Here is a 12938-nt window from a genome sequence, read left to right on the forward strand (position 1 = left end):
CGGGCACGCGGTCACCGGTGCTCACGTTCAGACGGTGAGAGCCTTGGCCAGGTCCACCGCCCCGTCGTCCCGCGGATCGGGCAGCACGACGTAGCCCTGCCGCTGGTAGAGGGCGAGGTTGCGGTGGCTGGTGGCGCCGGTGGTGAGGAGGACACGGCGGCACCCCTCGGCGGCCGACTCCGCGCGGCCCAGCAGCCAACGGCCCACGCCGAGACCGCGCAGGTCGGGTGCGACGGCGAGGCGTCCGATGTGCAGGTCGTCGCCGTCCCGGCGGGTGCGGACCATGCCGAGCAGCCGCCCGTCGCGCCACAGTCCTGTGACGTCCCACTCCGCCAGCCAGGTACGCACGTCCTCCAGGGTCTCGTGGAGCGCCGGGATGTCGAGGGTGTCATTGACCAGCGCCTCCTCCAGCCAGCAGCAGCGCTGCAGCACGGTCACCTCGGCGGCGTCGTCGGGGCCGAGAGGCCGGACGTAGGAACCGGGGAGCGGGCCGGGTACCGCGTCGGCGTGCTCGCGCTCGCGCATCGGGGTCAGGGCGTGGGCGACCCGCACCAGCTCCGCCAGCAGCCCTTCAGCCGCCTCGGCGTGGCGCGGGCCGGGGGCGAACCGCTGGTCCCGCATCGCGTCGGCGATCCGCATCGCGACGGTCGAGCCCAGCGGGACCAGACGCAGAGTGGTCACCACCTGCTTGGCGTGCTGGACCGCGCGGGTGCCGGCGGAGGTGTGGCCGTAGCTGACGAAGCCGGCCGGCTTCCAGGCCCACTCCGGGCCGAGGTAGTCGAGCGCGTTCTTCAGGGTGGCCGGCATGCCGTAGTTGTACTCCGGCGTCACGAAGACGAAGCCGTCCGCCTCGGCGACGATCCGACTCCACCGGCGGGTGTGCTCGTGCCGGTGCACGCCGGTCGACGGGTGCTCCTCCTCGTCGAGGAAGGGCAGGTCCAGGTCGCCGATGGCCAGCGGCACGAGTTCCACGCCGAGCTCCTTGGCGACCGGGGCGAGGGTGTCGGTCAGCCATCCGCCGACGGCGGGGCCGAGCGCGCCGGGCCGGGTGCTGCACGTCAGGACGAGGACACGGAGGTGTTTCGTTGTCATGGAAATGAAATTAGCGGCTAGATTGATTACATGTCAATGAATAAGAGGGAAGGCGAGGTCAGCCGGCTCACGGACGAGGAGGAGCGCGCCTGGCGGGCGTACCGCCGCATGGTGATCGCGGTGCAGACCCGCACGGTGCAGGACCTCGCGGCCCACGGCCTCTCCGAGCCGGACTACGAAGTGCTCAGCACGCTCTCCGAACACCCCGACGGGACCAGCACGTTGCACGAACAGGCCGCGAAGATGGGCTGGTCACGGAGCCGCCTGTCCCGGCACGCGACCCGCATGGAGGCGCGCGACCTCATCCGACGCGCACCCGACCCGGCGGACGGCAGAGGCTGCCTGCTGGTCCTGACCGAGACGGGCCGGGAGACGCTGCGGGAGGCCGCTCCGACCCATCTCGAGTCCGTACGACGGCACTTCGTCGACCGGCTCGAGCCGGAGGAGCTGGCGCTCCTGGGTCGCATCGCGGAAAAGATCGCCGACGGACAGTAGGGGGTGCCCGCACACCATAGGGCGGCCTGTCGTGAACGCTTCAACTACGGCATCCTGGTCGGCGTCCGTGTCCGTTGACATCACCGTGCGACCCACGTCGCAGTTCGGAGACAGCTTTGAGATCGATACGCCTCGCCCTGGTCGGCCTGGTGGCCCTGGTCGGAAGCCTGCTCGTCACGACACCCGCGCAGGCGGCGCCCCTGTTCAAGGCGCCCTTCGCCTGCGGCCAGAAGTGGACCTACAGCCATCACTCGGCCGAGGTCCGGCAGGCGCTCGACTTCGTCCGCAGCGACGGCGGCGCGACGAGCGGCGCGCCGGTGCTCGCGTCGGCGGCCGGCACCGCCACTCGGCACTACCAGGCGAACGGCGCCGGCAACTACATCGTGATCGACCACGGCGGCGGCTGGAAGACCTACTACTTCCACCTCAACGCGTTCTCCGTCGCCAGTGGCGCCTACGTCGGCCAGGGACAGCAGATCGGCACCACCGGCAGCACCGGCAACAGCTCGGGCGCCCACATCCACTACGAACAGCTCCTCAACGGCGTCGGACAGCGCATCACCATCAACGGCACCGCCCTGGCCTACCCCGGCTCGTACGGCAGTCACCACCTCACCAGCGACAACGGCTGCGGCTCAGGCGGCCGTTACTGGGTGGACACCTTCGCCAATGCCACGGGCTACGCCCAGCCGAACACCAACGACGCGCAGGGCGTCCTCAACGCGGGCACCAACTACGTGTACTGCAAGGTGTGGGGCCAGGAGATCCGCGGTGCGAACGGCACCTACAACCACTGGTGGCTGAAGACGGACCTCGACGTCACGTACGCCGGCAAGAACGGGCGCGGGGCGTACGTGTCCGCGTACTACCTGTCGCGGTGGGGGAACGACGAGGCACGGGACAACGGCGGGGCGGTCATTCCGGACTGCTGAGACCATCTCGGCCGGAGCAGAACGCTCTGCGTCTTCACCAACCGCTGGTGCGGGTAGCTGTCGCCTCCCGTCGCAGTACGCGAACCCCGCTGCGCCCCGGGAGGCGGGTGAACACATTTGCGACGCGCGATCATGACGGGTCATACTCCCCTCCCCCCACGCCCTTCCCCGTCGCCTTCAGTCCCAGGAGGACTCCGCCCCCATGGGTGTACCAGTTCGTGCGCACAACTTCATGACGGTCACGGCACACCAGGGCGGTGCGTGACCCGTGGAGATCGCCCGCATCATCGTCGTCGGACTGGTCGTGGCCGTGTCCGTCGTCTTCTACCGCCGTACCACGGCAGCACCGTCCTCGCCCCGAAGATCCGCCCGCAGGGCGGAGGCTCTGGGCTTTCTGCCCCAGGCCGCCCAGAACACGCTGTACTCCGCGCCCGACGCCGAGTTGGAGCAGGCGGCCAGGGCAGCGGCGACCCGGGGAAGCTGGGAACCGGCGGCCCGTCTGCTGGCCCGGACCAGGGAGCAGCGCGACTGGGCACGTCGTTCCCACTACGCCAACGTGCTCGGCACGCAGCGGGCTGCGCAGCCCGGCAGCTGGCTGGACGCCTGGGAGAAGGCGGCCGGCCCCGACGATCCTGACGCGGCGCTGGTCCGGGCCCGGGCGACGGTGTCCCTGGCCTGGCATCTGCGGGGCGGCGGCTGGGCGAAGGACACCAGCCGCGAGCAGGTCGCCGGGTTCCTCGGCACGCTGACCCAGGCACCACCCCTGAACGCTCACGCGCTGAAGCTGAACCCGGACGACCCCTCGCCGTACCTCGGCGAGATCTGGACCGCGCTCGGCCTGAACTACCCGCACGAGAGGATGCGCCACATCTGGGAGGAGGTCACGGCCCGGGACCCCCATCACTTCGGGGCGCACTCGGCGGCGCTCCAGTACTGGTGCGCGAAGTGGCACGGATCGGAGGACCTGGCCGCGTCCTTCGCCACGGAGGCCGCTTCCAAGGCGCCTGCCGGCAGCCTGCTCGCCGCGCTGCCGCTGATGGCGTGGTACGAGCACCGTGACAGTGCGGCGAAGGCGGACGACTTCCGCGAGCCGTACGTGTTCGACATGGTCGACGCCGCCCTGGCGGACGTGTCCGCCGCCCCGCCGCACCACCCGGACGTGCCTGCCGTACGCCATCTGCTGGCCTACTTCCTGACCCGGCAGAACCGGTGCACGGAGGCGTTGCAGCAGTTCCGGCTGGTCGACGGGTATGTGAACGCCCTGCCCTGGCGGTACTGGGACGACTCGGCCGCCGCCTACTGCCTCTGGCGGGACCGGGCGGTCGCGGGCGTGCGGACCCGCTGAGTCCGCCGAGGTCTCGCGGCTGCGGCGGTGCGTCCCGGAACACCGGGCGCACCGCTGCCGAGACCACCCTCAGATGCGCCGGACCGCCGTTGCCGCGGCTCCGCACCGGTGTCGAAGACCTGATGACTTCCAAGTCGCTTACAGGCTCGCTGTGTTCAAACTATTGACACGTGAATTACACCGGCTTTACGTTCCGGCCATCTGAGAGCGCTCTCAGAGCCTCCCCCAGTCACAACCTGAGGTGACTCATGCCATCCCCACGCACCAGACCGGCAACCGTTCTGCTGCTGGCGTCGGCCCTCGCCGTCGTCGGCCTGGGCCCGGCGGCCGCGCCCGCGGCGGCCGCCACCATCCCCGTCGGAGCGGGCAGCTACTCCGACACCAGGCCGGCCGGAACATCCGGCCCCACGACCAACACGGGCACGCCGGTCACGCCCAAGGTGACCGCCGCCGCCCGGAACCGCCCCGTCCCCACCAACGACTGGTGGTCCTCCCTCGCCTTCCAGCGCTACGGCGACAACCCGTACTCGACCCCCATGTACGGGCACCCGCTCACCTACCAGGCCACCGCCGGCGGACTCGACGTCGGGTACCCGACGACCCCCGTGATCACCGGTGACGGCCGCCAGTACGAGTTCGCCCACAAGCGCGACCTCACCATCGGACTGACCGGCCTCAACTCCCCCGACACCAAGGCCGACGACTGGTCCGACTGGACGGTCACCCCCTACTGGTCCGACGGAACCCGGACCCTGCGCACCACCATCGGCCACGGCTCACCGTTCGTATACGCCAAGGGATCGGGCGGCAACGCCCAGATCACCACCGCGGGCGCACCCACCGTCTTCGCCGACCAGGGCAACGTCCTCGGCATCACCGTCGCCGGACACCACTACGCGCTCTTCGCCCCGACCGGCAGCGACTGGAACGTCTCCGGTTCCACCGTCACGGCGGGGCTCGGCGGCAAGGACTACTTCTCCGTGGCCGTGCTGCCGTCCACGGGCGCGCTGGCGACGTTCAAGAAGTACGCCTACAGCTTCGTCACCGACTCCAAGGCGACCTGGAGCTACAACGGCGGCACCGTAAGGGCTACGTACACGCTCACCACCGAGGCGAAGGAGGGCAGCGAGCGCGGCACGCTCCAGGCCCTCTACCGCCACCAGTGGCTGCACACCACGGACGCACTGACCTCGTACACGTACGTCTCGCCGCGCGGCACCATGAAGCTGCGCGAGTCGGCGTCCTTCACGACCACCCAGAAGGCGGCGGCGGTCCTGCCCGCGCTGCCCAGGTCGGGCGGCGTGGACACGGCCCGGCTGCGCGGTTACCTGAACGACGTCGTGAACGCCTCCGACCCCTTCTCCGGGGCGGTCGACACCTACTGGACCGGCAAGGCGCTCGGCCGTCTCGCCCAGCTGGTGCCCGTTGCCGACCAGATCGGCGAGACCGGCATCCGCGACCGGATGCTGAGCCTGATGAAGGGCAGGCTGCAGGACTGGTTCACGGCGGGCGGGGCGAACGAGTTCAGCTACGACCAGGCCTGGAAGACGCTCACCGGTTACCCGGCTTCGTACGGCAGTGACACCGAGCTGAACGACCACCACTTCCACTACGGCTACTACGTCTACGCGGCGGCGATCATCGCGCAGTACGACCCGTCGTGGGCCGCGGACTCGGCGTGGGGCGGCATGGTCAAGACCCTCGTGCGGGACACGGCCAACCCGAGCCGTACCGACTCCGCGTACCCGTTCCTGCGCGGCTTCGACGTCTACGCCGGCCACGGCTGGGCCTCCGGCCACCAGGGCTTCGCCGCCGGCAACAACCAGGAGTCGTCCTCCGAGTCGACCAACCTCAGCGCGGCTCTCGTCCTGTGGGGCTCCGCGACCGGTGACACCTCGCTGCGCGACCTGGGCGCCTTCCTGCTGACCACGGAGTCGGAGTCGATCGCCCAGTACTGGTTCGACGCCGACGAGCAGGTCTTCCCGTCCTCGTTCAGGCACGACACGGCCGGCATGGTGTGGGGCAGCGGAGCCGCGTACTCCACGTGGTGGACCGCGAATCCCGAGGAGATCCACGGCATCAACGTCCTGCCGGTGACCGGCGGTTCGCTGCACCTCGGCGGTGAGAAGGCGGCGATCCGGCGCAACCTCGCCGAGATGGAACGGGAGAACGGCGGCCCGGCCGTCGAATGGCGGGACCTGCTCTGGGAGTTCGAGTCGTTCGCCGACCCGGCATCGGCGAAGGCCAAGTGGGACGCCAGCAACGGCAACTACACCCCGGAGGAGGGCGAGTCGAAGGCGCACACCTACCACTGGATCAACACGCTGGCCACGGTCGGCGCCCCGGACGCCACGGTGACGGGTGACATTCCGACCTCGGCGGTGTTCGCCAAGGGCACGACCCGGACGTACGTGGCCCACAACCACGGCTCCTCGGCCCGCACGGTGACCTTCTCCGACGGCAAGACGCTGTCGGTGCCGGCCCGTTCCACCGCGACGAGCACGGGCAGCGGCTCCACGGACCCGGACCCCGACCCGGAGCCCGAGCCGCCGACCGGCAACACCTTCCAGCTGCGCGGGGGCGGCGTCCTCACGACGGCGACCGGCGGCACGGCGGGCAGCGACACGATTCCGTCGGCGAACGGCGCCAACCACGACGGCACGCCGTACCAGCCCCTCGTCTACGAGGTGCGCGGCGTCAACGGCACCCCGACCTCGGGCGGCCAGACGTCCTTCCGTCTCCAGGTCGACGCGGGCACGTCGGTCGGCCTCGGCCAGCAGGCGCGCGTGAGCTACGACTTCACGGGCGACGGCACGTTCGACCGGACGGAGACGTATCACTACTTCGCGACCGACCCGGTGACGGGCTGGGAGGAGTACACCCAGGCCCGCGGCCTCAAGTCCGCCACGGGCTCCCTGGGCAACCTCAGGGGCGGCACGGTACGCCTGGAGGTGTGGAGCGCCATCGGCAACGGGACGTCGAAGCTGCAGACGGGGACGGACAGGTCCGTGCTGGTGATTCCTTACAGCTGAGGTGCTGTGAGCCGTCGGTGGGGCCGGCCCTGCGGAGGGTCGGCTCCACCGTGACGGGGTAGGGTCACGGCACACGCCTCAGCTCTCCCGTCGCGGTGCAGGAAGCATGGATCCGATCACCACACTCGCCGGTTTCCCGAACGCGGCCCCGCTCGCCGGCCTCGACCGGGCATGGACGTGGTCACTGGGGCCCGTCCTGCACTTCGCGGGCGCCGTGACGGCAGACGGTCGTCGCCTGCTGCAGACCAACCAGCGCGGCCGGCACGACGCGGGGCTGGCGCGGGAGGTTCTCGCCTTCGCGCGACAGCACGAGGATGCGCTCATCGGGGACGGCCGGCCGATCGCGGCCGTGCACGGCTTCTCGCCAGCCGGTTACGCCTTCGACGCGGTGGCCGCCACGGCGCCCGAGGTGCACGGCCACCACCGGGCGCAGAACCCTGACCTCACCGGCGTGACGTACATCGTCTTCCCGGCGTTCGCGTCGGAGGTGTCGGGCGCGAGTCGCTGGATGAAGCGCGGGCGCGGTACCTAAGGATGCTGAGTCCGGCGGACATCGGCCGGGACGCGGTGCTCTTCCTGAAGATGCGCTTCGACAACTCCCGCACGGGCGGCGGGAGCACCAACCCGGGGCGGGCCTTGACGCATCCCCGCCTGCTGCACCAGGAGATCCCTCAGCTGGAGGGCGTCGTCGGGGGGTTCGCGGAGTGGGAGAACCGGGTCGGGGACGTGTGGCGGGTGGAGTGGGACCAGGGGTGGGAGCTCATCGGTGGTGGGGAGGAGCGGCGAGGGCTGAGCCTGGACGACCTGTTGTCCTTCGCCGACACCACAGTGCGCCTGGCGCCGTGAGGGCTCCGGACGCGCAACACCCGGGGGAGCTTTCCTCGCACTGGTGTCGGTGACCGACCGTACGGCCGTCACACCGGCTCTAGTCGTGGGGGACGTCTCTCACGTACAGGACCGCGTCGATGCGTGGCAGGTGGGCCGGGTCCAGCGGGGCGTAGCCGAAGTACGGGGACACTCGTGGGACAGCGGGTATGTCCCGTGCCGCTGCGTCGAGTCGAGCCGCGTCGAGCACGCAGTGCGGTTCGGGCAGCGCATGCAGGATGCCCTCCACCGTGTCCGCGGGCGGGGCCTCCACGCCGTGGTGCTTCATCGTGCCGAGGGCGGTCGCCAGGTGAGCGTACTGGTCGCCCAGCCGCGTGCTCACCAACGCCCCGGCGCTCCACCACTCCACCTTCGGGTGGCCCCACATGCGCATGGCGCTCTTGTCCCGCTGCAGGTGACTGTTGTGGGCGTGGACCAACACCGGCCCGCGTGCGGCGAGGGCGAGAAGGTTGCCGGCCATCATCTCGTCCCGTGCGGCGAGCAGGCGTGCCATGCGGGACGGTGATGTGTCCGCCATCCAGGAGTGGTAGCGCAGCAGGCCGACGGTGGTGCGGCCGTACAGGTGCGCTCGGTCGCGATCGCTCGGTGCGGACGCCGCTGCGAGGTGCGGTGCCTGCGTCTCCAGCAGGGTCACCATGTCGTCGGCAAGCAGGCGTAGTTCGCGTGCTTCCGGGGTGCGGCCGACGGACTGGGACGGGTCCATCATGGCCTCCTGATTGGTCCAGGACGCGTCGGTGCCGAGCAGCTCGTCCAGCCTGTCCGCCGTGCAGGGCAGCAGCTCCGCGTCGACGTGGGCGGTCAGGTAGTCGTGCAGTCCGCTGAGAGCCTGACGCGGGCTTTCGGCACCTGTGATCTCCAGCGGGCCGTCCATCCCCGCGAACCTGACCTGGTCGGCCGTAGGGCGGTCCGCGTTGAACTCCCGCATCCAGCGCAGCAGTTCACGGTTGGCTCGCGAGCCGCCCCAGCCGTGACTGAAGCCGTGTTCCGTCACGTCGTCGAGTGACCCCTCACCCGAGGTGACGTACGCGTCCACGATCAGTGCCCTCAGGCAGTCACTCTCCAGCGCGATGGTCCGATAGCCCTGCTCCTCCACCAGTTGCCGGAAGAGACGGTTACGCGGGCCGAGGAGAGTGTCTTCGCCGTGCGTGGGTTCGCCGAGGGCGAGGACGCGGGGGCGGGTCGGCAGCAGTTCCATGACGGCCGACGCTTCGACAGGGCGGGTGAAGTTCGTGATGCCGGTTTCCATACCTTCAACGGTATCGTTGAACTTCCGGTTGAAGGTTTGGCCGCGTATCGTCTGCCGTATCGTCTGGTTCGTGGGGAAGAACCTTCAAACGAGTGTGAAGCTGAGGCCGGTCGACCTGGCACGACGACACGGTCTGTCCACCCAGGCGGTGAGGAACTACGAAGAGGCCGGCATCCTGCCGACAGCCGAGCGAACGGCCTCCGGCTATCGCGTGTACACCCCTCTGCACGAGCGGGCGCTGGCCGCGTTCTTCGCCCTCGTGCCGGGGCACGGGCATGCGACGGCGACGGCGGTCATGCAGGCCGTGAACGGTGACGCCGTCGACGATGCCCTCCAGCTCATCGACGAGAGTCACGTCCGGCTGCTGCACGACCGGCGCACACTGCGAGCCGTGGAGGACGCCCTGCACGGGCTCACCGCCGACTCCGCCGCTGCCGGTTCGGCCGGCTTCGAGCCGACGTTCATCGGGCCGCTGGCGCGGGAACTGGGCGTCCGTCCGGCGACCCTGCGGAAGTGGGAGTACGCCGGCCTGGTACGTCCGCGACGCGATCCCGTGACCGGGTACCGGGTGTACGACCCGGCGGACGTACGGGACGCGCACCTGGTGCACCAGCTCCGGCGTGGCGGTCACCTGCTCGAGCAGATCGCCCCGCTGATCACCCAGGTGCGGACAGCCGGCGGCGTGGAGCCCCTCGAAGGCGCTCTGCGTGACTGGCACAGCCGGCTGTCCGACCGCGGACGGGCGATGCTGCGCGGGGCCGCAACCTTGGACGTCTATCTGCGTGAGCGTGACTGAGTCACCTCAGCCCTTCACACCCAGCGCGCCGAGCAGCATAGGCAGCGAGGCGTGCAGTTCGCGTTCCCAGTAGCGCCAGGTGTGCGTGCCGGCGCCGTAGAAGTGGGTGGTGAGGTGCTTGGCTCCCACGCGCTTCAACTCGGCGGCCAGAGCATGGTTCTGGCGGTTGAAGTCCGCCTCGAGAGCGCTCGACGCGCCCGGTGTGTCCAGCGGGCCCGCCGTGCCGTCGCCGCAGGACAGGTAGACGGGCAGGGACTTGAGGCGCTTGGCCAGGTGGAAGGGGTCGTGGGCCTGCCAGACGCGGCGCTGCGCGACCGGGTCGCCCCACACCCGGAGGGGGTCGTTTCCCTGCCCTGCGAACAGGCCCAGGATGCGGTTGACCGACTCGTCGTTGAGCAGCGGGTGCGCCGAACCCGAGTACGCGGCGGTCGCCTTGAACATGCCGGGGTGCCGGGCGGCGTACAGCAGGGCGCCCTGGCCGCCCATCGACAGCCCGGCGACGACGCGGTCGGGGCCGGCGCCCCAGTCGCGTTCGAGGAGGTGGCGCAGTTCGACCGTGTGGAAGGTCTCCCAGGCGGGGTCACCGCCCTCGCCGTAGTTCCACCAGTCGCTGTACCAGCCGTTCCAGCCCGCCTCCGGCATGACCACGAGCACGTTGCGCAGGCTGTCGGTCTCGGCGACGTCGGTCATCGCGGTCCAGGACGTGTAGTCGCCGCAGCAGCCGTGCAGCAGCCAGAAGGTCGGCCAGTGTCGGCGGCGGTCGGCGGGGTTCCAGCCGTCGGGGGTCAGCAGGCGGACCTTGACGGTCCGGCCGCCGAGGGCCGTGGAGCGGACCGACAGGTCCACCTGGCGCTCCGCGACCTGCGTGACCGCCACGACCTCGGCGCCGCGTCGCCCCGTCTCACCCTGCGGAGAGCGCGTGCCGGCGGCATCCGCGGGGGTCGGGGCGACGAGAGTCGGTGCGGTCGGTACGAGGGCGAGGATCAGGACGACGAGGACGAGACGTACACGTGCTCGGAAGGTGACTGCGGCGGTCACGGCGGCTCCCTGCGGTGCTGTTCGTCGCTGCGGTGGACGGGCGGGCGGGGCGAAGAGCGGATGTGCCCTGAGGCAGCATCCACCACATGAGGCGATCGGCGACAGACCATGGTCGGCCTGTGCGTGACCCGAGCGTGGATGATCCGTCGCCCGTCTGCATGGGCTCCCACGTACGGGCCGGGGGTGGCTTGAGGCTCATCAGACCTACCGGACCCGATCCGACGCCTCTCGTCAGCGCCTGCGCGGCAGGATCAGCAGCGCGTCACCGACCGGCCGTTCACCGGCCGCGTCCGACGGGTCGTTGATCACCTGGCCGTTCGCCACCATCGTCGTCGACCCGCCCCCGTCGAGGTTGACGGCGTCCCGCAGGCCGAGGGAACGGGCCACCTTCGCGCTCTCGGTGATGCTCAGCCCGAGGGCGTCCGTGCTGCGGCCGTCGGCGGTGACCAGGACGGTGCGGCCGGCCGCGTCCGTGCCGGCGAGGGTGCGGGGATTGCGCTTGTGGACCCAGCCGTAGTACCAGCTGGGGTCGCCCGGGTGCACCATCCCGTCGGTGGCGGGGGTGACGTGGAGGCGTCCGTCGCGGACCAGTTCGGGGCCCGCGTTGACGATGTCGGTCCCCGGCGACGGCGTGACGCGGCGGCCCCGGTCGTCGCGGAGGGTCGTCTCGACGCGCAGGCGCTCGCCGGGGCGGGCCAGCGCCGTCAGCGCCGCCACGTGCCGTCCGGTCGCCTGGATCGAGCTGCCGCCGGACGGGAGGGGGCCGCCGCGCACGGAGCGCAGCTCCAGCACGCGTCCCCGGCTGTCCAGGACGGCTTCCACACCCTCGCCCTGCGGGGTGTTCGCGCCGTACTCCTGGGTGAAGGCTACGAGTTGATCGGGGTTGGTACACGTCACGTCGTGCAGGGGCAGCGAGGTAGGGCTGTCGTCCTCACTGCCGCCGCAGTTGCGGATCAGGCCCGGCACCCGGTTGACGCCGTTGAGGGTCAGTGTGGTGCCGCGCGCCGTGACCCGCCCTTCCCAGGTGAGGCGGGTCACCTGGGCGCTGCGGCCGCCGTCGTGGACGACGAGGCCGGGGCGTCCGTTGACCGGTTCGCTCAGCAGGCGCCCGTCGTAGACGCCGACGCCCGCCGGGTCGCCGGGTGCGCCGGAGCGGGGGTCGAGGACGAAGAAGCCCGCGTTTACCGCGGCTACGGCACCGGCGTCGGTGGCGAGGGTGCTGACGGTCTCGCGGTTCTCGATGTCGGGGCCGTAGGTGGCGTCGAGAGCGCCGCGGAAGGTGCGCGGGTCGATGGTGAGGACGTCGAGGCGCCAGGGGCCGCGGTCGGTGGTCGCGCCGTCCCAGCCGGTGTAGGTGACCGAGCCGCTGTGACCGGCGTTGATCACGCGGATGCGTTCTGTCGCCGCCGCGGACTGGGAGGTGAAGCTGCCGATGCGGACGCGCCAGCCGAGCGTTCCGCCGGCGTAGTCCGCCGTGCCGGGTGTCGTCACCTGCTCGGCACGCGCGTCGAAGCCGTCGCCGCGCAGGTCGGAGGCGAGTTCTTCGGCGCTTTCCTTGTCCTTGAGTGTGGTCGGCGGTGCGTCCGGGTCGGGTGAGGTGTCGCCACCGGGGATGGTCGCCTCGACCGTCCAGTGGTGTGCCGGGTCCACGGTGCCGCGCACGATGCGGGTGAGGGTGAGTCCGGGCTGCAGGGTCTGTGTGGTGCGGGTTTCGGCGAGGCCGGCCGAGCCCAGCGGGAGAACCGCACGAGTGTCGGTGGCGCGTGTGTCGGTGGTGCGGTTGTCGGTGGCGCGGTTGTCGGCGGACGCCTGGGCCGGGAGGCCGGTCACCGCCAGGACGACACCGAGGGCGACGGCCGCCCCGCCGAGTCTTCTTCTCTTCATCATTGACCGCCCTCTCGCGCGTCGAGCCTGCCCGCGTCACTCGTGGAGCGAAGCCCCGGTTGGGAACATGCGTCACTTTCTCGCCTTGTGCTGACGGCGTCACGAACAGTCACTTAACGCACGCTGGACAAGTATCGACCTGTGGGAACGTGCGTCAAGAAGGCGTGACGGCCGGTCAGTCGCAGTCGGATCG

General features: G+C 70.7%; 11 protein-coding genes. 7 read left to right on the forward strand and 4 right to left on the reverse strand.

The features are described from left to right. Positions 1-27 precede the first annotated feature (27 nt). Positions 28-1092, reverse strand: a complete 1065-nt coding sequence (locus tag ACF1AG_RS05265; RefSeq protein WP_359601250.1) for a bifunctional NAD(P)H-dependent oxidoreductase/GNAT family N-acetyltransferase — start codon at positions 1090-1092, stop codon at positions 28-30. A gap of 30 nt (positions 1093-1122) precedes the next feature. Between ACF1AG_RS05265 and ACF1AG_RS05270 the strand changes: the two genes are divergently transcribed. The 6 genes from ACF1AG_RS05270 (at position 1123) to ACF1AG_RS05295 (ending at position 7742) form a co-directional block, all read left to right on the forward strand. Next, a complete protein-coding gene (locus ACF1AG_RS05270; RefSeq protein ID WP_387797396.1) occupies positions 1123-1587 on the forward strand; it encodes a MarR family winged helix-turn-helix transcriptional regulator in 465 nt (154 codons plus the stop codon). A gap of 116 nt (positions 1588-1703) precedes the next feature. Continuing rightward, entirely contained in the window at positions 1704-2519 is an 816-nt protein-coding gene (locus ACF1AG_RS05275) for a M23 family metallopeptidase (RefSeq protein ID WP_359601252.1), read from the forward strand. 268 nt (positions 2520-2787) lie between these two features. Then, on the forward strand, positions 2788-3864 hold the full coding sequence (locus ACF1AG_RS05280; protein ID WP_359601253.1) for a hypothetical protein: 1077 nt from the start codon (positions 2788-2790) through the stop codon (positions 3862-3864). 248 nt (positions 3865-4112) lie between these two features. Further along, positions 4113-6896, forward strand: a complete 2784-nt coding sequence (locus ACF1AG_RS05285; protein ID WP_387797394.1) for a glycosyl hydrolase — start codon at positions 4113-4115, stop codon at positions 6894-6896. A 106-nt stretch (positions 6897-7002) separates the two neighbouring features. After that, a complete protein-coding gene (locus ACF1AG_RS05290; protein WP_387797393.1) occupies positions 7003-7428 on the forward strand; it encodes a hypothetical protein in 426 nt (141 codons plus the stop codon). Positions 7429-7430: 2 nt separating this feature from the next. After that, complete coding sequence (locus ACF1AG_RS05295) at positions 7431-7742, forward strand: hypothetical protein (protein WP_387797391.1); 312 nt, start codon at positions 7431-7433, stop codon at positions 7740-7742. Between the two features lie 79 nt (positions 7743-7821). On the opposite strand, the gene ACF1AG_RS05300 is transcribed toward ACF1AG_RS05295, so the two are convergent. Then, positions 7822-9027, reverse strand: a complete 1206-nt coding sequence (locus ACF1AG_RS05300; protein WP_391809337.1) for an erythromycin esterase family protein — start codon at positions 9025-9027, stop codon at positions 7822-7824. 70 nt (positions 9028-9097) lie between these two features. Between ACF1AG_RS05300 and ACF1AG_RS05305 the strand changes: the two genes are divergently transcribed. Continuing rightward, positions 9098-9823 carry a TioE family transcriptional regulator gene (locus ACF1AG_RS05305; protein WP_359601258.1) on the forward strand — a complete coding sequence of 242 codons (726 nt, stop codon included), beginning with the start codon at positions 9098-9100 and terminating at the stop codon, positions 9821-9823. A 6-nt stretch (positions 9824-9829) separates the two neighbouring features. Here the strand turns inward: ACF1AG_RS05305 and ACF1AG_RS05310 are convergent, their stop codons facing one another. After that, positions 9830-10861 (reverse strand): alpha/beta hydrolase family protein, encoded by a 1032-nt coding sequence (locus ACF1AG_RS05310; RefSeq protein WP_359601259.1) that lies wholly within the window; start codon positions 10859-10861, stop codon positions 9830-9832. A 231-nt stretch (positions 10862-11092) separates the two neighbouring features. Further along, entirely contained in the window at positions 11093-12748 is a 1656-nt protein-coding gene (locus tag ACF1AG_RS05315; protein ID WP_387797388.1) for a phosphodiester glycosidase family protein, read from the reverse strand. Between the last annotated feature and the right edge of the window lie 190 nt (positions 12749-12938).

Source organism: Streptomyces sp. NPDC014764 (assembly GCF_043082785.1).
GTDB classification, from domain to species: Bacteria; Actinomycetota; Actinomycetes; order Streptomycetales; family Streptomycetaceae; genus Streptomyces; species Streptomyces althioticus.